This window comes from Streptomyces sp. AF1A (assembly GCF_047340315.1).
GTDB lineage: Bacteria > Actinomycetota > Actinomycetes > Streptomycetales > Streptomycetaceae > Streptomyces.
In genome coordinates, this window is sequence record NZ_JBLEBI010000082.1 from 1 (window position 1) to 18,448 (window position 18,448).

Annotated in this window: 17 protein-coding genes; 5 read left to right on the top strand and 12 right to left on the bottom strand. The window is 70.5% G+C overall.

All coding sequences use genetic code 11. The features are described from left to right. Positions 1 to 62 precede the first annotated feature (62 nt). A complete protein-coding gene (locus tag ACLU3S_RS21445; protein WP_413953537.1) occupies positions 63 to 614 on the bottom strand; it encodes a cysteine hydrolase family protein in 552 nt (183 codons plus the stop codon). 51 nt (positions 615 to 665) lie between these two features. Between ACLU3S_RS21445 and ACLU3S_RS21450 the strand changes: the two genes are divergently transcribed. After that, a complete protein-coding gene (locus ACLU3S_RS21450) occupies positions 666 to 1,226 on the top strand; it encodes a GNAT family N-acetyltransferase (RefSeq protein ID WP_413953538.1) in 561 nt (186 codons plus the stop codon). Here the strand turns inward: ACLU3S_RS21450 and ACLU3S_RS21455 are convergent. From ACLU3S_RS21455 to ACLU3S_RS21485, 7 genes are all read right to left on the bottom strand, one after another. Next, positions 1,215 to 2,777, bottom strand: coding sequence for a type VI secretion protein (locus ACLU3S_RS21455; protein ID WP_413953539.1), 1,563 nt, complete (start codon positions 2,775 to 2,777; stop codon positions 1,215 to 1,217). The genes ACLU3S_RS21450 and ACLU3S_RS21455 overlap by 12 nt on opposite strands. Positions 2,778 to 2,787: 10 nt before the next feature. After that, positions 2,788 to 4,200, bottom strand: a complete 1,413-nt coding sequence (locus ACLU3S_RS21460) for an ATP-binding protein (protein WP_413953540.1) — start codon at positions 4,198 to 4,200, stop codon at positions 2,788 to 2,790. A gap of 14 nt (positions 4,201 to 4,214) precedes the next feature. Next, positions 4,215 to 5,774: an SCO6880 family protein gene (locus tag ACLU3S_RS21465; protein WP_413953541.1), complete on the bottom strand. Its 1,560-nt coding sequence runs from the start codon at positions 5,772 to 5,774 to the stop codon at positions 4,215 to 4,217. After that, a complete protein-coding gene (locus tag ACLU3S_RS21470) occupies positions 5,771 to 7,105 on the bottom strand; it encodes a hypothetical protein (RefSeq protein WP_413953542.1) in 1,335 nt (444 codons plus the stop codon). Before ACLU3S_RS21470 ends, ACLU3S_RS21465 begins: the two co-directional genes overlap by 4 nt. Then, on the bottom strand, positions 7,095 to 7,925 hold the full coding sequence (locus tag ACLU3S_RS21475; protein WP_413953543.1) for a hypothetical protein: 831 nt from the start codon (positions 7,923 to 7,925) through the stop codon (positions 7,095 to 7,097). The genes ACLU3S_RS21470 and ACLU3S_RS21475 overlap by 11 nt, the downstream gene beginning before the upstream one ends. Positions 7,926 to 8,099: 174 nt before the next feature. After that, positions 8,100 to 8,408 (bottom strand): hypothetical protein, encoded by a 309-nt coding sequence (locus tag ACLU3S_RS21480; RefSeq protein ID WP_356385887.1) that lies wholly within the window; start codon positions 8,406 to 8,408, stop codon positions 8,100 to 8,102. A 691-nt stretch (positions 8,409 to 9,099) separates the two neighbouring features. After that, complete coding sequence (locus ACLU3S_RS21485; RefSeq protein WP_413953544.1) at positions 9,100 to 9,717, bottom strand: TetR/AcrR family transcriptional regulator; 618 nt, start codon at positions 9,715 to 9,717, stop codon at positions 9,100 to 9,102. 71 nt (positions 9,718 to 9,788) lie between these two features. On the opposite strand from ACLU3S_RS21485, the gene ACLU3S_RS21490 reads away from it, so the two are divergent. Continuing rightward, positions 9,789 to 10,697 carry an oxidoreductase gene (locus ACLU3S_RS21490; protein ID WP_413953545.1) on the top strand — a complete coding sequence of 303 codons (909 nt, stop codon included), beginning with the start codon at positions 9,789 to 9,791 and terminating at the stop codon, positions 10,695 to 10,697. Here ACLU3S_RS21490 and ACLU3S_RS21495 read toward each other — a convergent pair. The 3 genes from ACLU3S_RS21495 to ACLU3S_RS21505 all read right to left on the bottom strand — a co-directional run bounded on the left by ACLU3S_RS21495 (position 10,681) and on the right by ACLU3S_RS21505 (position 13,517). Beyond that, a complete protein-coding gene (locus ACLU3S_RS21495) occupies positions 10,681 to 11,175 on the bottom strand; it encodes a hypothetical protein (RefSeq protein WP_413953546.1) in 495 nt (164 codons plus the stop codon). The two genes, ACLU3S_RS21490 and ACLU3S_RS21495, sit on opposite strands and share 17 nt — an antisense overlap. A 91-nt stretch (positions 11,176 to 11,266) precedes the next feature. Continuing rightward, on the bottom strand, positions 11,267 to 13,099 hold the full coding sequence (locus ACLU3S_RS21500; RefSeq protein ID WP_413953547.1) for an alpha/beta hydrolase: 1,833 nt from the start codon (positions 13,097 to 13,099) through the stop codon (positions 11,267 to 11,269). 7 nt (positions 13,100 to 13,106) lie between these two features. Further along, the gene (locus ACLU3S_RS21505; RefSeq protein WP_413953548.1) at positions 13,107 to 13,517 is read right to left on the bottom strand and encodes a hypothetical protein; all 411 of its coding nucleotides are present in this window, start codon (positions 13,515 to 13,517) and stop codon (positions 13,107 to 13,109) included. Between the two features lie 200 nt (positions 13,518 to 13,717). Here ACLU3S_RS21505 and ACLU3S_RS21510 point away from each other — a divergent pair, with 200 nt between their 5' ends. From ACLU3S_RS21510 to ACLU3S_RS21520, 3 genes are all read left to right on the top strand, one after another. Continuing rightward, positions 13,718 to 14,488 (top strand): trypsin-like peptidase domain-containing protein, encoded by a 771-nt coding sequence (locus tag ACLU3S_RS21510; RefSeq protein ID WP_413953549.1) that lies wholly within the window; start codon positions 13,718 to 13,720, stop codon positions 14,486 to 14,488. 145 nt (positions 14,489 to 14,633) lie between these two features. Beyond that, on the top strand, positions 14,634 to 15,590 hold the full coding sequence (locus ACLU3S_RS21515; RefSeq protein WP_413953560.1) for an NlpC/P60 family protein: 957 nt from the start codon (positions 14,634 to 14,636) through the stop codon (positions 15,588 to 15,590). 230 nt (positions 15,591 to 15,820) lie between these two features. Further along, positions 15,821 to 16,525 (top strand): phosphatase PAP2 family protein, encoded by a 705-nt coding sequence (locus tag ACLU3S_RS21520; protein ID WP_413953550.1) that lies wholly within the window; start codon positions 15,821 to 15,823, stop codon positions 16,523 to 16,525. Positions 16,526 to 16,597: 72 nt separating this feature from the next. Here ACLU3S_RS21520 and ACLU3S_RS21525 read toward each other — a convergent pair whose 3' ends face one another. Beyond that, positions 16,598 to 18,169 carry an FAD-binding oxidoreductase gene (locus ACLU3S_RS21525; RefSeq protein ID WP_413953551.1) on the bottom strand — a complete coding sequence of 524 codons (1,572 nt, stop codon included), beginning with the start codon at positions 18,167 to 18,169 and terminating at the stop codon, positions 16,598 to 16,600. Between the last annotated feature and the right edge of the window lie 279 nt (positions 18,170 to 18,448).

Genomic DNA, 18,448 nt, shown 5'->3' on the forward strand with positions numbered 1-18,448 from the left:
TCGCGTTTTCGGCCTTTCCGGAAACACGCCGTTCAGGACGTCGTCTCTCAGAACATCGTCTCTCAGAACGTCACGTCGGCCGTTTTCACCGTCCCGCCGCGACGGCCCGGTGCGTGCTGCCCGCTCCAGTACAGGTTGGTGTGGGCGATCACCTGATCCGGGGCCGGCGCGCCGTACTCGGTGAGGTCCTCTGTGGTGTGGGCGTCGGCGACCAGCGTCGCGTCGTAGCCGCGTACGAGGGCGCCGTGGAGGGTGGACCGGATGCATGCGTCGGTCTGCGCACCCGTGACGACGAGGTGGCCGACGCCGCGCTCGGCCAGCTCGGACTCCAGGTCGGTGTCCTCGAAGGAGTCCCCGTAGCGTTTGGCGACGAGGGGCTCGCCGTCCAGGCGCTTCAACTCGGGGACGTACTCCCAGGGCTGAGTGCCCGGCACCAGCTCCTCGTCCTGGTGCTGCACCCACACCACCGGTACGTCAGCCGCGCGGGCCTTGTCGACGAGGGTGGCGATGTTGGCGACGACGTCCTCGCGGTTCGGCGAGCTCGGCACCATCACGCCGTTCTGCACGTCGATGACGAGCAGGGCGGTGTTCGGTCGTTCAGGCAGCGTTGTCATGGCGGCACAATAGGGGATGCCTCTGACAACGGCCCCCGCTACCGTTGGCGCATGAGCACCCTGACCAGCAATGACTACGCCGTCCGCGCCGTACGTCCCCAGGAGTGGGAGAAGGTGCGGCAGCTGCGGCTTGACGCGCTGCGTGATCCTGCCGCGCCGCTCGCCTTCCTGGAGACGTACGAGGAGGCCGAGCAGAAGCCGGACGTCTTCTGGCAGGACCGGGCGACCGGGTCGGGCGAGGGCTCGACGGCGGCCCGGCAGCTCATCGCCGAGACGCCCGACGGGACATGGGCGGGCACGCTGACCGTCCTCATGGAGGAGGCCGGCACCCAGGACTGGGCCGGGCTTCCGGTCGAGCGCCGGCAGGGGCATGTGGTCGGCGTCTTCGTGCGGCCCGAGCACCGTGGGAACGGGCTCATCAAGATCCTGTTCGACGCGGGCGTGGAATGGGCCTGGGAGCGTGGGGCCGAGCGGGTGCGACTGCTGGTGCACGAGGGCAACACGCGGGCCCAGGGCGCCTACCGCAAGGCGGGGTTCGGGCCCAGCGGCGTGCGCGTGCCGTTCGTGCACGACCAGGCGCAGAGCGAGCTGGAGTTCGTCCTAGACCGGTAGGCCGGGCAGCCCGGGCAGGTCCCGGTGCGGCCAGCGGGAGCGGGCCTGTTCGCGGGAGCGGAGCAGGGCGAGCGTCGGCAGGCCCTGGTCCGATCCGGCGGCGAGCAGGTCCGGGAGCTGGGGCAGGGGGGCGACGGCCGCGATGTCGTCCAGGACCAGGGTCAGTGGTGGGTCGAGCCGACCGGAGGATGACCGTTCGGCCATGTGCCGGCCGTGCTCGACCACGCTCGAGACGAGGGCCGTCAGGAGAGGCATCGCGCCCGGGTTGCTCCTGGGGTCCTCGATGGATTCACCGACCACATAAAGCGTGCCCCCTTCGTGTACGAAGGAATCCAAGGCGAGGGCATCACTTCGGTTTGGAGTGCACGCCTCGCGGATGTTGACGGTGAAGAGCGCGGAGAGCGCCCGGCTGGTCAACTCCTGCGCGATGTCGCGGCGTTCCGGGTGCGCGGTGAGCGCTGCCTCCAGCTCCCCGGCGGCGCCGGCAACGGCCTTGGGGTGGGTGCGGAGGGTGCGTACGGCGTCCTGTACCTGGGTGCCCTGGGCCCAGCGGTGGACGTGGCGGATGGTGCGGTTCTCCAGGGCCGCCGCGTGCAGGTAGCTGCGCAGGAGGGTCGTCGCCGTGTCCACGGTGGCCTGGTCGATCCTGGCCGTGGGCTGTACGGGGGTGAGCAGTGCGCCGGCTCTCCGCAGTGCCGTCTGCTTGTCCTCGCAGCCGGACGTGGGCGACCAGTGGAGGCGCGCCGGGGTGTCGCACAGGTGTGTGGGGTCGTAGAGGAGCGTGGGGCCCAGCTTGGCTCTGGCGTCCTTCGTGTCCTGCCACAGGCGGGGGTTCGAGGTGACGACGAGGGCGGGGCCCTCCGCGTCGCGCACGGCTCGGGCGGCTGCCGTGCGGCGGGCCTCCCCGGGTGCCACGAGGACCTTGCCCCATCCGGTCACCCGCTCATCGTCGCCTGGCAGGCCGGCCGCGGGAGTGCTGGCCGCCGGCTCCGGCGAGGGTACCGCGGCCTCGGGTGCCCGTTCCGCCCGCGGAGTCTGTTCGACCCGAGGCGACTGTTCCGCCCGAGGTGACTGTTCCAGTGGCGGTGCCGGTTCCGTGCGCTGTACCGGCACGTCGTAGCGCTGCTCCGGCGCGCTCGGTCCGTCGTACCGGCGTTCCAGCCGGAGCGCGCGCGCCCGCGCCCTGCCCGCCCGCCATCGCGCCACCGCTCCCATGACGAAGACGGTGAGCACGAACAGGACCATGAGCTGGCCGATGAGCAGCCCCCAGAACAGGCCCCAGCCGGAGAGCCGGCCCGGCGGGGCGTCGGGCCAGGCGCCGGTGATGTCGTGGGGCTCGCCGATGAGGTGGCGCATGGCCAGGGGCGTGCGGGTGAAGGTGACGCCGTCGGGCCAGGCGCCCTTGGCGAACAGGGCCGCCAGGCCCGTGGCCGTCCACACCAGCACCGTCATGCCGAGGAGGAACGCGAGTATGCCGACCAGCAGGCCGTCGGGGACGCCGCCCTGGCCGTCCCGCCGTCCGTCCCGGTGATCGCGAGCGTCCGGTCTCACGCTGTCTCCCTTACGCCACCGTCGATTCGGAGTCGCCCAGGTGCTGCTCGACGAAGGCCGCCGCCCGCTGCTCGGCCTCCAGTTCGGCTGCGCGCAGAGCGTCGTCGGCGGCGAGGTCGCTGGCGGACTCGGTCATCGCGCGGTCGGTGAAGACCAGCGGACGTTCGGTCTCCGTGACCAGGTGCTTGACGACCTGGACGTTGCCGTTGACGTCCCAGACGGCGATGCCGGGGGTGAGGGTCGGGATGATCTCGACCGCCCAGCGGGGCAGGCCCAGGACGCGGCCGGTGGCGCGCGCCTCGTCCGCCTTCTGGGCGTAGATCGTCCTTGTCGACGCCATCTTCAGGATCGCCGCCGCTTCCTTCGCCGCGGCCCCGTCGACCACGTCGGACAGGTGATGGACGACCGCCACGAAGGACAGGCCCAGCCGGCGCCCGAACTTCAGCAGGCGCTGGAACAGCTGCGCCACGAACGGGCTGTTGATGATGTGCCAGGCCTCTTCGACCAGGAAGATGCGCTTCTTGCGGTCGGGGCGGATCCAGGTGTGCTCCAGCCACACGCCGACGATCGCCATCAGGATCGGCATGGCGATGGAGTTCCGGTCGATGTGGGACAGGTCGAACACGATCAGCGGGGCGTCCAGGTCGATGCCGACCGTGGTCGGTCCGTCGAACATGCCGCGCAGGTCGCCGTCGACGAGCCGGTCGAGCACCAGGGCGACGTCCAGCCCCCAGGCCCGTACGTCGTCTATGGCGACGTTCATCGCCTCCGCCGACTCCGGCTCGGGGTGCCGCAACCGCTCGACGATGTCCGTCAGGACGGGCTGGCGGTCGACGATCGTCTCGTTGACGAACGAGTGGGCGACCTTGAGGGCGAAGCCGGAGCGCTCGTCCAGGCCGTGGCCCATCGCGACCTCGATGATCGTCCGGAGCAGCGCGAGCTGCCCGGTGGTGGTGATCGCCGGGTCCAGGGGGTTGAGCCGGATGCCGTGGTCCAGGGCGGCCGTCGGGTCGAGCCGGATCGGCGTTATCCCCAGCTCCTGCGCGATGAGGTTCCATTCGCCGACCCCGTCCTCGCCCTGGGCGTCCAGGACGACGACCTGGCGGTCCTTGAAGCGCAGCTGGCGCAGGACGTAGGTCTTCTCCAGGGCCGACTTGCCGTTGCCGGACTCGCCGAGGACGAGCCAGTGCGGGGCCGGGAGCTGCTGGCCGTACAGCTGGAAGGGGTCGTAGATGTAGCCCTTTCCGGAGTAGACCTCGCGGCCGATGATGACCCCGGAGTCGCCGAGGCCGGGCGCGGCGGTGGGCAGGTAGACCGCCTGGGCCTGGCCGGTGGAGGTGCGCACCGGCAGCCGGGTCGTCTCGACCTTCCCGAAGAGGAAGGAGGTGAAGGCGTCGGTGAGGACGGACAGCGGATCCCGCATCGGCGAATCAGCCCCTACCTGCGGATGCCGGTGGCGAAGGGAAGTGTGTTCACGAAGGCGCGGTGGTGCTCTCGGTCGCACCACTCCAGCTTGAGGTACGACTTGCCGGCGGAGGCTCTTATCGTGCGCTTGTCGCGGGCGAGGGCCTCCGGGGAGCGGGCGGAGACGGTGATGTAGCCGACCAGGTTGACGCCGGCCGCTCCGCTCGCGAGGTCCTCGCCCCGCTGGTCGAGGCGGTTGTGGGCGGCGATGTCCCGCGGGTCCACGGTCCGGTTCATCTTGGCGGCGCGGGACGCCTCGGCCACGTCGTTGGTCTTCTCGGTCAGCATGCGTTCGATGGCTACCTCGGTGGGCTCGAGATCCATCGTGACGGCGACCGTTCGGATGACGTCCGGGGTGTGGACGAGAAGGGGCGCGAGGAAGTTCACCCCTACGGGGGTCATGGGCCACTCCTTCACCCAGGCCGTGGCGTGGCACCAGGGGGCGCGGGTGGTGGACTCGCGCGTCTTGGCCTGGAGGAAGGTGGGCTCCATCGCGTCCAGCTCGGCCGGCCAGGCGTTGCGCCTGGTCATCGCCTGGATGTGGTCGATGGGGTGGTCCGGGTCGTACATGGAGTGGATCAGCGAGGCCAGCCGTCCCTGGCCGAGTGGCTGGCGCACCCGGATGTCGGCCTCCTGGAGGCGGGAGCAGATGTCGGTCAGCTCGCGGGCCATGACGACGGCGAGCCCGGCGTCCCGGTCGAGCCTGCGCCCGGCCTGGGGCCGTGCCGCGCGGGCCATGGCCTGTGCCTCGTTGGCCAGTTCGCGGGTGTAGTGCATGCAGGCGACGAGGTAGGCGCGGTGCTGCTCGCTGCTGGTGGACACCATGGACTGCAGCTGGTCGTACGACCGCTGGAGCCAGTCCGGGGAGCGGCCGTCGCCGCGCAGGGCGACGTCCTTGGCGTGCGCGTCGGGGTCGGCGGGCAGAGTGCGGGCGAGCATCTGCAGCCGGGTCACGAAGCCGTCGCCGTTGGCGACGTGCTTGAGCAGGGTGCCGAACCGGTCGACGAGGGCCTCCTGGTCCTCGGAGTCCCGCAGGCCGACGCCGGGTCCCTCGATCTCGATGCAGGCGGTGACCGTCTTGCGGTCGGCGTGCAGCAGTACGGCGATCTCGTCCGGCCCGAAGGGGGCGGCGAGCCAGGTGATGCGGCCGATGCCGGGCGGCGGGCCGACCTCCACCTCCTGCCCGTCGAGGCGGGTACCGGCCTCCATGGCGCCCGACCGGTAGACCGCCCCGCGCTTGAGGGTGCGCTTGTAACTGCGGTTGATCTCGAACCACTTGTAGAAGGTGCGGCGCTTGTACGGGACGTAGACCGCGGCCAGGGCGAGCAGCGGGAAGCCCATCAGGAGCACGATCCGCAGGGACAGGACGGGGACGACGAGGCCGCACATCATGCCCAGGAACGCCCCGGCGATGATCAGCACGATCTCGCCGGACTCGCGGTTGCGGCCGATGATCGCGTTCGGCCGGGCGCGGCCGATCAGATACGTACGGCGGGGCGTGACCGGATGGGACAGGTGGGACTCGGTCGTCAACGCCCTTCACCTCCCGTGCGGTTGTTGCGGGTGTTGCCGGCGTGCGGGGTGTTGACCGGGCTGGGCGCGCGGGGCGCGGGCGCGGCGGAGGGGACGGCTCCGCCGCCGCTCCCGGTCGGGGTACGGCTGCTGTGGGCGGCGACACCGCCGGTGGCGGGGTTGGCCGGGCGGGGCGCGCTGCTGCTCTGGCCCGCAGCTGCCCCGCCGCCGTTGTTGTCGGCGCGGGTGCTGTGGGTCTTGATGCCCTGGGCGACGAGGGTGGCCGGGGAGCTGATGACGGCGGCGGCCTTGCTCTCCGCGCCCTGCATGATGCGGTTGTTGCGGCCGCTCGCGATCTCGTCGCCGAAGCCGGGGACGAAGCGGTAGATCGCGGCGCTGGCGAAGATGGCGAGCAGGATGATGGCGAGGCCGGAGACGACGGCGGAGAACGCGTCGGGGCCGTTGCCGGAGGACAGCGCGCCGGCGAGGCCGAGCACGATCACGATCACCGGCTTGACGAGAATGACGGCGATCATGATCCCCGCCCAGCGCCGCACGTGCCCCCACAGGTTCTTGTCGACCAGCCCCGCGTAGACGACGGTGCCGAGCAGGGCGCCGACGTAGAGGAGCGCGGCCCTGATGACCAGTTCGAGCCAGAGCACGCCGGCGGCGAGGATGCTGACCAGGGAGACCACGATCAGCATGATCGGTCCGCCGCCGATGTCGGTGCCCTTGCCGAGGGCGCCGGAGAAGGTGCCGAAGAACGTGTCGGCCTGGTCGCCGGTGGCCTTCGCGAGTACGTCCGTCACGCCGTCCGTCGCCGACACGACGGTGTACAGGATCAGGGGCGTGAACGCCGAGGCCAGCACGGTCAGCCACAGGAAGCCGACGGCCTCCGAGATGGCGGTGGTGAGGGGGACGCCTCGTACCGCGCGCTTGGCCACGGCCAACAGCCACAGCAGGAGCGTCAGGATCGTCGACGCCGCGAACACGATGGCGTACTGCTGCAGGAACTTGGGGTTCGTGAAGTCGACGTTGGCCGTGTCCTTCACGGCGTGACTGAGCTTGTCGATGGTCCAGGACGCCGCGTTCGCACACCCCTTGGCGAGCGAGGACAGGGGGTCGAGGGTGGAGGTGAGACCGTCGGTTCCGGTCAGGCCGGGTTTGGAGGTGCCGCCGTTGTCTTTGTCGCAGAACTGTTTGGCCGGCCCGCGGATGAGATCGCAGGGGTCGTTGTTGGCGGTCGGGGACGGAGAGGGCGCGGCAAAGGCACGTGTGGCCAGCAACACGGTGGCCGTCTGTACGGTTCCGAGGACAGCCGTGATCCTGAGGAGGCGGCGGTTAGCGCGCATACGTGAACCCTCCGTATTCCTCGACGGCCTTCGTCATGTCGTCCGCGGTGGAGGCCTTCTGGTCGCGGCCCACGGGAACGGGGCCGTCCTTCTGCTGGAAGTCGGTGATCTTCCAGTCGTTGTCGACCCACTTCAGTTCGTACGTCGTGGTGAACCAGCTCTCGGTCACCGGGTTGGTAGAGGCCTGGCCGGAAAGGCCGAACAGCGAGGTGTACCAGACCTCGACCTTGGAGGTGTCCGTTCCGGACGAGGCGACCTTGGTGCCGACAGGAATGACGCGGGAGACGAACGTCTGGCCCTTGGGCGCGGTGCCGTCCTTTGCCAGGCCGATGTTGGAGAGGAATGTCGGACTCGAGTAGGCGCTGTCCAAGGCGGACTGTCTGCTGGCGGCGACATCGGGCGCGTAGACCGTGCTGACGATCTGGTGCCGTCTGGCGGTGTTGAACATGTCGGCCGAACCCAATGCCACCGCATAGTTGGCCGCCGCACTCTCCGCCCCCTGCTCCGTATGGGCGAACCCCGTTGGAATGCCGGAGGCCTTCGTGGTGACCGGATGGGTGCCGGAGGCCGCCGTGGAGGATGCCTGGGGCTGGGAGCCCTTGGTCGTCGAGCCGTCGGCAGGCGAGTGGTCGCTGCGGTTGGCGAAGGCGATCGCCGCGATGAGGAGGACGACGACGCCGACGACCGTGACAAGGCTCCGGGAGGACGAGCGGCCGGGGCGGCGGGGTGCGCCTCCGTAGGGGTCGCCCTCGGGCAGGCGCATCCGGGTGTGGCCGGTGTCGCCGTAGTCGCTGTAGCCCTGCTCGTCTTCGGGACTCATGCCGCGTACGCCCCCTCCGCCTTGTAGACATACGACGGTAGCCGTGCTGGTTCCCGCGCGGGCGCGGTGTGGTGACTCGACATCAGGGAAACGCAACCTCAGCCGGTGGGCACGACGGGTGGGTGGGGTGGAGGGGACGAGGTCCGGGCGTGCCCGGGAGACGCGGAGCGTGCGTCAGACCGCCATGCCGTACACGATGGTGAACAGCGTGCCCAGGGAGCCGATGATGAAGACCCCCGTGAGACCGGCGATGATGAGGCCCTTGCCCTGCTCCGCACTGAAGGTGTCGCGCAGGGCGGTGGCGCCGATGCGCTGCTTCGCTGCGCCCCAGACCGCGATGCCGAGGCAGAGCAGGATGGCCACGGCCATCACGACCTCGATCATCACCTTGGCCTCGTTGCCCAGGCTGCCGAAGGGGCCCCAGTCCGGAGCGATCCCGCCGATGATGGTGTTGATGTCTCCCTTGTCGGCCGCAAGAAGCATGTAAGTCACCGCCCCTGGTGGGTAGTTCCGCGTGGCCCCTGCCGTGTGCAGAGGTCAGGCCTCATTCTCGCCGACAACGTCGCCAACGTATGTCGACTTGACGTCATTGACTGGCGGGTTTCGTACGAGTGGCCCTTACGGTCACTCTGTGTATCACGGCAGGTCACGCCGGGCAACGAGGTCAGACCGGAACCCGGCGCGTGGTTCTGTCGTTGACCCCCTTTACGACCTCGCGCGTCTTCTGACGGCTGGTCGGGTGAGGGGTCGAGTCGATGTTCTCACGGGCGGGCGGCGGTAAACGGCCACAGGCCCCGGCGGTTGACGTCGCCGGGGCCTGTGAGGAACGCCCGAACAGCGGGCGGAACTTGCCGGACGGGGAAAACGGGCCGCGGCCGGCTGCCGTGACCCGCCTTCCTTGCCGTGCCGCCGAGGGGACCCCACGTCCCCCTCTCCTGGCGGCTCCCCGTGACCCGACGGGGCGGACCGGCTCGGCCCGCGAGGGCGTCCGTGCCCGGGTGGTCGCTGCTGTCCGCGACGACCATCGCGTTGTTGCGCGCGCGACAACAAGGGGCTTTCGGAATTCTGACTTCCGCGTTACTCAAGGGGGTTGTGGGCTTACCGGCCGATGGCAGTGTGCTGGCCCTGTGCTGGGCACGGCTTGACCCGGGGCACAGGTCCGCACAGGGTCGGGTCAGCGGGGCCGGAGGCCGTGCAGCAGCAGGCGGACGTGCTCGTCCAGGCCGGCCATGGCCTCCTCGGCGTCCAGTGCGCAGCTGGCGATGAGGGCGGCCAGGCCGTGCAGGCTCGCGGCGGCGACGAGGGTGAGGCGCTCCGGGTCCCCGGGGACGATCTCGCCCTGCTCCTGGGCGTCCGCGAACGTCCGGGTGAGGGAGCCGAAGGAGCGGTCGACGGCCGCGGCGAGCTGCGCGGAGCTGTCGGGGTCGTGCTTGCGCGCGAACATCAGCTCCAGCAGCTCGGGATTCTCGACGGCGAAGCCGAGGTACGCGCGCGCCAGCGCCGTCATGCGCTCCTCGAAGGACCGGCCCGGGCGCTCGGCGGCGGTGGCCAGGGACTGGTTCAGGCGCTCGTACCCGTCGAGCGCCAGGGCGTCGAGCAGGGCCTGCTTGTCCTTGAAGTGGCGCCCCGGGGCGGCGTGGCTGACCCCGACGTCCCGGGCCAGCTCGCGCAGCGAGAGCGCGCCGACCCCCTTCTCGCGCAGGGTGCGCTCGGCGCTCTGGAGCAGGGCGGCGCGCAGGTCTCCGTGGTGGTAGGGGCGGCTCGTCGAAGACACACGCGGCATGCGGACCATCGTAACTCGATGTTGTCGACGTCAGCTTTGTTGTCATTGACAGCATTGTTGTCGATGCCTACATTGAGGGCATGCCTGAGACGACCGACGCGCGCGGTGCGCGCAAGTGGAACGCGACCCATCTGCCCGACCTGACCGGCCGCACGGCCGTGATCACCGGTGCCAACAGCGGCATCGGCCTCGCCGCGGCGGAGGCGCTGGCGCGCGCCGGGGCGCACGTGGTGTTCGCCGTACGGGACCTCGCGCGGGGCGGCGCCGCCGCGGCGCGGGTGAGCGGCAGCACGGAGGTGCGCCGCCTGGACCTGGCGGACCTGGACTCGGTGCGCGAGTTCGCCGCCGGCTGGGACCGTCCGGTGGACCTGCTCATCAACAACGCGGGCGTGATGATGCTGCCGGAGCAGCGCACCGCGCAGGGCTTCGAGATGCAGTTCGGCACGAACCACCTCGGGCACTTCGCCCTGACGAACCTGCTGCTGCCGTATGTCACCGACCGGGTGGTGACGGTGTCCTCCGGCGCGCACCGCTGGGGCAACCCGCGCATCGACTTCGAGAACGTCGATCTGACCGGCCGCTACACGCCGCAGCGGGCCTACGCGCAGTCCAAGCTGGCGAACCTGCTGTTCACCCTGGAACTCCAGCGCCGCCTGAGCGAGCAGGGCTCGGCCGTGCGGGCTGTCGCGGCCCACCCGGGGTACGCCGCGACCAACCTGCAGAGCCACGCGGCCAGCCCGTTCGCCCGCCTCGCCATGCGGTTCGGCAACCGGTTCCTGGCCCAGGACGACAAGGCCGGCGCGCTTCCGACGCTGTACGCCGCGACGCAGGACCTCCCTGGGGCGTCCTACGTCGGCCCCGACGGCATCGGCGAGATGCGTGGCGCGCCCACGCTGGTCGGCCGCAGCGCTGCGGCGAGCGATCCGGAGACGGCGCGGCGGCTGTGGACACTGTCGGAGGAACTGACCGGGGTCAGTACTGGGTGTTGAGGTCGGTGCCGCTGGGGGCTTGCCAGCAGCCGGAGACCACGTTCACGGAGAGTAGAGGGTCTTTTTCTTGAGGATTCGTCGGTGTTGACACCATGAGTACGGCATGAACCGAGAAGCGGTCCTTCTTCGAGTTAGCGGTGAGGGCAAGCGACTTGGCCTTGCTGTTGCTGGGGCCGTACTCGACGATCTCCCACCCCTCCTTCAGTAGTTCCTCCCGTAGGCGCTGGAAGCCTGCCTTCAGCTCGGCTTCGGAGACGCCGTAGACCGACCAGGGGTGAGCGATCTTGTAGAGGCGCTCGGGGTCCTCGTCACAGGTCGCGATATTGGGACCCGGTTCCGTGACCTTGGCCGTACGCATCTCGATCATCTCGTAGAGCGAGCTGGAGACAGCTTTCGCCTTGTCGCGGGCCTTGTCCACATCAAGCGTCGGATAGCTGGAAGGCTGCTGGGTCGAGGGCGATCGCTCGTTGTGCACCATGGTCTTGGAGCATCCTGCTGTGAGGAGGGAAGCTACGGCTACTGCGGTGACGAGTCCGAAAGAAGTCCTTCGGCACCGCTTTCTTGCTGGGCTACGCATCGACATCACCTTGCGGCTCCACTACCTGGTTGTACCGTCCGGTGACTACGGCCGCCTGGTTCTGGAGGCTGTACGAACCCTCGTCCCAGTAGCCGCTGTGCCCGCCCGTGTCGACGGCCATGCGATGAGCACCGAACGCCTCGTCGGAAGGGACGGTCTGGACGAACCCCGCGTTGTACGGGAGGCCGTGCCAGGTCTCAACGCCCCACTTGAGACCCCCGAGTCCGGCGACCTTGCCTCCCAGCGGGACGGGGTCGTCATGTGCGGCCTCGGCCCACACATGATTTTCGCCGACGTCCAGGTCCTTCGCGTCACCGACCAGCATGCCGGGACTACCGGCCACCACGATGTCGTGCGCGGCGAGTTGTCCCGGAGCTTTGGATGCGGCACCCACGGTGGTGGAGCCGTAGCTGTGGCCGATGACGGTGGTGTGGCCGGCGTCCTGGCTGCCCCGCGCTGTCTGGAGGCCGTTCAAGAAGTTGTTGAGCTTCGGCGCGCCCTCGTAGGCCCAGTGCTTCTCCATGGCTTCGGGGACGATGCTCTGCGGGGCGTCATACCCGATCCACGTGATGGTCGAAGTCGTCCTACCAGGTGCCAAGTGGTGGGCGTCGTTCCACAAACGAGTCATGCGCGTGATGTCGCCATGCGCCCCCGCCAACCGAGAAGTAGTCCCCGGCACATAAACCGCCGTGTTGTCCGCCGTGTCCGGGTCGCCGTTGGCCAGGATCACGTGGCCGTTGCCCTTGAGGTCGAAGCCGAGAAGGTAGGCCGGGGGCAGGCCGTCGACGCCGGTCCGGTCGAAGCGGGACTGGATGGCGTCCATGCCCTTGAGCTGGTCCCGGTACCGGCTGCCGCCCCCGGCGTTCCACGCGGTCCATGCGGGGTTCGGGAGGATCTCGTTCGCGGTGACGATCGTTCTGGGCGGCTCGGGCCCCAGCGCGTCGAGTTCGTGCCGGACGCGGGCGCGGGCCTCGGCCAACACGGTGCGGTTGGCGGAGTCGCGGATCGCGCTCGGCAGTCCGTCGAGGGCGCCGATCTCCGCGGGGTAGAGCGCCACGTACTCCTCGCGCTGCTCCTGCGTGAGTCCGGACCACCATGTCCGGTTGTCCGCAGGGGACTTGCCGTGCGGAATGCCGTCTTTGGCGAGGCAGGTGGCGACGGCGGTGCGGACGGCGCCCATGTCGCGGGCCTCGTCCAGGAGCATGGCGTCGGTGACGGCGAGGCCGTCCGGCGCCTTGAGCCGGCGCAGGACTTCCGCGTACCGGTGGTCGATCTCGATCGCGCTGCTCACCGCCCGCGCGATGCGCTCGGCGATGTCCTCGGCCCGGCCCTTGTTGGGGTCGCCGTTCGCCTCGCCCGCGCCGGGAAGGGAGGGGACCGGGGCGCCCGGCACGGCCACGCCCGTACCGGAGGACGTGCCGAAGGCCGTGGAGTGGGACGTAGAGCGGGAGGGCGGAAGCACCGTGGTTCTCGGGTACTCGACCGAGCCGTCGTCGTGGACCGTGAAGTTGAGCTCGGCCGCGTCGTCGAGGGCCTGGGCCAGTTTCCGCTGGGCGCCGTGCAGTTCCGCCGCGAGGTTGTGCAGGGCGGTGCGGATGAGGCCGCATTCGCCGTGGAGGTACTGGAAGTTCCGGCCGAGCCGGGTGAGGTCCCGCTCTGCCGAGGCCTGTGCCTCACCCTTCTGGGTGGTGTGGATCGGGGCGGCCATCTCCCGGTCGACCCGGATGCGCGCGGCCTCGGCCCGGTTGCCGACCGCGCCCCAGCCGTCGGCCGCGTTCTCGAACCCGGTCGGCCTCGCGTCGCGCAGTTGCCTCCACGTGGGCATGCTCGCCTCACCGCGCCCAGTCGGGCCTGGTGCCGGTGCGCACGCGGTTCACCCTGGCGGCGACGGCGGGGTCGATCTCGCCGAAGTCGCGACCGGTCCGGGCGAGAGCGCCGTGCAGCCGGTCGCACTCGTCGCGTACCGAGGTCAGCCGCTTCTCCCAGGTCGCCAGGGTCTCCTCCAGCGCGGCGGCGCTCGTGAAGCCGCCGGTCCCGCGTGCCACGCCCTCATGGGCCGCCCGGAGCTCCTTCAGCGCCGCGTGCGTGACCGTCCGAAGGTCCATGGCCACGCCGGACGCCCTGGTCCACGGGCCCCGCGACGCCTTCAGGCCGGGGCCCGCGGTCATGCGGTCGCTTCGCGTCCGCCCCGGGCGCTGCCCCGCCGCGGCGGCCTTGAGCCGCTCCCACTCCTCCCACGCCACGTGTGGCCCCCCTGCCTCAGTGTAGTGTCTGTGTGACGCTGCGTAATCTACTGCATCCGTAACCCGATGCGACGCATGAGGAGGCGCGGCGACAGGGCCCCCAGTACGGTGGTGCTGCACCGGCCATCGGGAGGTTTCTGCGGAAAATCTCAGTGAAGTCGGAGCGGGTTTCTCACCTTCGTGAGACAGAGTGAGGGCTGATGAAGCGCATCTCACGCATCTCGCTCACCTCGCGTCCCGCGCTGCTCGGGGCTGTGGTGATGCTCGCCCTGACCTCGGCGTCCGTGGCCTCCGCCGACGACGGGCCGGGGCCCTTCGGGGTCACCGCGGAAGCCACCGCGTCCGCGCGGACCGCCCGGGTGGGCGCGCTGTTCGGCGCCGACCGTGCGGACAGCCTGGCCGGCGGGCACTACTGCACCGCCTCGGTCGTGCACAGCCCGCGCGGCAATCTCATCGTCACCGCCGCGCACTGCGTCAACGGCAGCGACAGGAAACTGGTGTTCGTGCCGGGCTACCGGAACGGGCGGGCGCCGTACGGGGTGTGGAAGGTGACGCAGCGGTTCCTGCCCGACGGGTGGGCCAAGGACCAGGACGAGGACAGCGACCTCGCCTTCGCCGTCGTCGCGGACCTGAACGGCCGGCGGCTCGAGGACGTGGTCGGGGCCAGCCGGTTCGCGGCCGGCACGGCCACCGGCGCCACCGCGGTCACCGTCACCGGCTACCCCGACTCCCGCGAGGTGCCCATCAGGTGCACCAACAAGCCGCGAGCGCACAGCCGTACCCAGCAGCGCATCTACTGCCCGGCCTTCGCCGCCGGCACCAGCGGCAGCCCCTGGATCAACGGCGACGGCCAGGTCGTCGGCGTCATCGGCGGCCACGAGCAGGGCGGCTCGACGGACGACGTGTCGTACAGCGTGGTCCTCGGGCCGGAGGCGGCGGAGCTCTACCGGGACGCCACGGCCGCCTTCTGAATCGCCGAGGTGGCGTCAGACCGGCCGCGTCAGCTGTGAAATGCGGCCACTTCCCGCACCAATGGCTCTGAACCGCGCGCGCATGGGGGAAAGTTGAACCGTGCGGAAGGTATGGGTGATCGGTGGGGCGGCCGTCGGGCTCGGAATGGGCTTCGTCATGCTGCTCGTCGTCGGGGTGTACGTCGTCGCCGGCAACCTCGTGAACGGCGTGACCTCCGGGAGCAGGGCGCTCGCCAAGGGTGCCGTGCCCGCCGCCTACAAGTCGCTCGTTCAGCAGTGGGGCAATCTGTGCCCGGCGCTCAGCCCGGCGCTGCTCGCCGCCCAGCTGTACCAGGAGAGTGGCTGGAATCCGACCGTGGTCAGCCCGGCCGACGCCCGAGGCATCGCGCAGTTCATCCCCAGCACCTGGGCGACGCACGGCATCGACGGCAACGGCGACGGCAAGCGGGACATCTGGGACCCGAACGACGCCATTCCGTCGGCCGCGGCGTACGACTGCGAACTCGCCAAGTACGTCAAGCACGTTCCCGGCAACGTCTCCGACAACATGCTCGCCGCCTACAACGCGGGCGCCTACCGGGTCATCAAGGCGGGCGGCGTGCCGGCCATCCGCGAGACCCAGAACTACGTGCAGCGCATCCGCAGCCTGGCGGAGAGCTTCGCCGCGCCGCCGGCCAGGCTCGACCCCACCCGGCAGGCCGCCGGCGCCATCGGCTTCGCCCAGAGGAAGCTCGGCACCCCCTATCTGTGGGGCGGCGAGGGCACCGCCGAGCAGGGCGGGCGCTTCGACTGCTCGGGGCTGACCCAGGCCGCGTACGCCAGCGTCGGGATCACACTGCCGCGCGTGGCGAACGACCAGTACAACGCCGGCCCGCACCCGGCGCGGAACCAGCTCCTGCCGGGCGACCTGGTGTTCTTCTCCACCGACCTCACCGACTCCCGGGCCATCCACCACGTGGGCATCTACGTGGGCGGCGGCTACATGATCGACGCGCCGCGCACGGGGGCCGTGATCCGCTTCGACCCGATCGACACCCCGGACTACTTCGGTGCCACCAGGGTCACCGAAGATGGCGCAAAAGCGCTCCCCACGCATGTGTAAACGGAGCGTGAACCCACCCCCTGAGCTGCGGTGATGAGTCTCTCTTCGGTAACGTCTGCGTGATCATTCAGTGGAGAGCGGAACGTATGGGAGGGGGCTGTGCGTTCCTGTTGACGTAGCCGAGCGGACGTCAGTGCGGCAGTGCAGCGGAAGCGGATCTACGAACCACGGGGGGATCGAGCGACGTACACGACGTGCGTCCGGGAAGACGACGAAGGGGCCGCGGCACCATGGCTGTACTCGCCGAATCCGGGTCGAACCCCGACGTCGAGCTGCTCTACGACATCAATGGCCTGGCCAAGGACGCGCCGCGCTGGTTCGACCGGGCCATGGAGTTCGTGGGCGAGTACGGCCTGCTGATCGCGATGGTGCTGCTCGTGCTGTGGTGCTGGTGGTCGGTGCGGCGACGGGCCACCGAGGACGCGGCGTCCTCGGTGGCCGCGCTGGCGTGGGCGCCGCTCGCCGCGGGCATCGCGGTGCTGGTGAACATCCCGATCCGGGGCTTCGTCGAACGCCCCCGGCCGTTCGTGGACCACCAGGGGCTGGACGTCCTGGTCGCAGGCAAGACCGACTTCTCCTTCGTCAGCGATCACGCGACGATCACCATGGCGCTCGGGGTGGGCCTCTTCGTCGCCAACCGCCGGTTCGGCATCGCGGGGATCGGGCTGGCGCTGCTGGAGGGCTTCTGCCGGGTGTTCATGGGCGTGCACTACCCGACCGACGTCGTCGGCGGCTTCGCCCTCGGCACGGCGGTCGCCCTGCTGCTGTCGCCGCTCGCCACAGCTCTGCTCACGCCGCTGATGCGGGCGGTGGAGCGGTCGCCGCGGGCGGGGTGGATCGTGCGGCCGCGGTCCGCGAGCGGTGCGCGTCGGGGCGCGTTGCTTCCCGGTTCCCGCACGTCGGTGGAGTCCGAGGAACGGGACCTGGCGGCGTAACCGGCACGGGGCGCGGGGAACCGCGCGAGGGGGTACGACGGATGCGCGGCGGGGGTTGCCCGCCGCGTACCGCTACAGACCCTGCCCGTAGGAGAAGAACCTCTGCGGGTCGTACTGCTTCTTCACCGTGCCGAGGCGCGCCACCGCGTCCCCGTAGTACGCGGTGCGCCAGTTCCTCAACGTGGGGTCCGTGTAGTTCTGGTACGCGGCGCCGGAGGCGTACGGCCGCATCGCGTCGTGGGCCGACGTCAGCCAGGACTGCGCCGTGGCGCCGGAGGCACCCGCGCCCCAGGACGCGATGTACTGGGCCAGCATGCGGGAGCGGCGGTGGACGAAGGCGGTGGCCGTGGGCGCGACGCGGTTGACCGCGCCGCCGAGGGCGGTGAAGGCGATGCTGCCGGCGCCGCCGCGGACCGAGCCGATCTGCCGGAGCACGGTCTGGATGCCGGCCGCGGACAGCGAGCGGTCGAAGAAGTCGGAGCGGGCCGCGTAGGTCTCGCGGCCGAGGGCGCCCTGCGGGGAGCGGCCGGGGGTGGAGCCCGGGAGGTGGCACTGGGCCTGGGCGGAGAAGGAGGAGCAGCCGGCGTAGATCTCCATGGCCTCCTCGTAGCCGCGGCGGCGCAGCGAGACGGAGGAGGCGTCGGCGCCGGCCTGGTGGGCCAGGCGGTCCACGGCGTTCTGGAGTTCGCCGTAGGTGCCGAGGGAGAAGCAGGCGACGGAGACGGTCGGGGTGCGGCCGGGCGAGCACTCCAGGTGCAGGGAGGACCAGATCTCGTCGGGCTGGCTCGGCCCCCACTCCTGCCAGGCCTTCAGGACGGCCGCCGCCCTGGCCCAGGGCCAGGTCAGGTACGCCGTCACCGCCTGCGGCGCCGGGTGGGTCCGGAACTGCAGCTCGGTGACGACGCCGAAGTTGCCGTTGCCGGCGCCGCGCAGCGCCCAGAAGAGGTCGGCGTGGTTCTTCGCGTCCGCCGTCACCTGGGTGCCGTCCGCCGTGATCAGCGTGGCCCGGGTGAGGCTGTCGCAGGTCAGGCCGTAGGCGCGGGAGGCGACCCCGTGGCCGCCGCCCAGCACCAGGCCGGAGACGCCGACCGTGGGGCAGGAACCCGCGGGTATGGTCACGCCCTTGGCCGCGAGCCCCCGGTAGACGTCGATCAGCTTGGAGCCGGCGCCGACGACCGCCGTAGTGCCGCTGACCCGGATCCGGTTCAGCCTGGAGACGTCGAGGACGAGGCGGCCGTCGCCGGAGGAGTATCCGGCGTAGGAGTGGCCGCCGTTGCGTATGGACACCTGGATCCGGTGGGCCCGGGCGTACGCCAGGGTCGTGCGGATGTCGTCGGCGTGCGCGACGTAGGCGACCGCGGCGGGCTTCAGGCCGTCGAAGCGGGTGTTGTACAGCTGGTGGGCCGTCTTCCAGGTGGCGTCGCCGGGCCGCACCAGGGTGCCGTCCAGACTGCGGGCGAGCGCCGTCCAGTTGGCCGCCACCGCCGCGCTGGTGGTCGTGAGGGGCCTGAGCGACGACGAGGACGCTCCGCCCGGAGGGGGCGCCGAGGCCCCGGTGGAGTGGCCCCCGCCCGGTCCGCATCCGGTCAGTGCGGTCGTCGCAAGCGCGGCCGCGCCGCCCGTGATGAACGTACGCCGTTCCATGTGGTCCGTCGCCCTTCCTCGGCTCTCCTGGGTCGAGACGACGGCACGCACGTCAGGGTTCCCTCGATCGGGCACGGAAGTCGAATACGCGTTCACGTAACCCGGTCGCCGGAATCGGCACGTGTTCTCCGAGTGAGCAATCCGTGACCTCACCGGGCCGACGGCAGGGGTTCACCCGTCGTTCATTCACGCCCTTCGGTGGCTTCACCTGTTCTGCCTAATTTCGGCCGTGCACGGTGCGGAGTGCGGCCTTGAAGCGCTCCCGCACTCACATACCTC

Coding starts and splice junctions, on each gene's coding strand:
- ACLU3S_RS21470 (WP_413953542.1), bottom strand. CDS start 7,105: ATGCGCGCTAACCGCCGCCTCCTCAGGATCACGGCTGTCCTCGGAACC.
- ACLU3S_RS21515 (WP_413953560.1), top strand. CDS start 14,634: ATGGGCTTCGTCATGCTGCTCGTCGTCGGGGTGTACGTCGTCGCCGGC.
- ACLU3S_RS21510 (WP_413953549.1), top strand. CDS start 13,718: ATGAAGCGCATCTCACGCATCTCGCTCACCTCGCGTCCCGCGCTGCTC.
- ACLU3S_RS21460 (WP_413953540.1), bottom strand. CDS start 4,200: ATGCGGGATCCGCTGTCCGTCCTCACCGACGCCTTCACCTCCTTCCTC.
- ACLU3S_RS21475 (WP_413953543.1), bottom strand. CDS start 7,925: ATGAGTCCCGAAGACGAGCAGGGCTACAGCGACTACGGCGACACCGGC.
- ACLU3S_RS21500 (WP_413953547.1), bottom strand. CDS start 13,099: ATGCCCACGTGGAGGCAACTGCGCGACGCGAGGCCGACCGGGTTCGAG.
- ACLU3S_RS21480 (WP_356385887.1), bottom strand. CDS start 8,408: ATGCTTCTTGCGGCCGACAAGGGAGACATCAACACCATCATCGGCGGG.
- ACLU3S_RS21485 (WP_413953544.1), bottom strand. CDS start 9,717: ATGGTCCGCATGCCGCGTGTGTCTTCGACGAGCCGCCCCTACCACCAC.
- ACLU3S_RS21525 (WP_413953551.1), bottom strand. CDS start 18,169: ATGGAACGGCGTACGTTCATCACGGGCGGCGCGGCCGCGCTTGCGACG.
- ACLU3S_RS21450 (WP_413953538.1), top strand. CDS start 666: ATGAGCACCCTGACCAGCAATGACTACGCCGTCCGCGCCGTACGTCCC.
- ACLU3S_RS21495 (WP_413953546.1), bottom strand. CDS start 11,175: ATGGTGCACAACGAGCGATCGCCCTCGACCCAGCAGCCTTCCAGCTAT.
- ACLU3S_RS21490 (WP_413953545.1), top strand. CDS start 9,789: ATGCCTGAGACGACCGACGCGCGCGGTGCGCGCAAGTGGAACGCGACC.
- ACLU3S_RS21445 (WP_413953537.1), bottom strand. CDS start 614: ATGACAACGCTGCCTGAACGACCGAACACCGCCCTGCTCGTCATCGAC.
- ACLU3S_RS21520 (WP_413953550.1), top strand. CDS start 15,821: ATGGCTGTACTCGCCGAATCCGGGTCGAACCCCGACGTCGAGCTGCTC.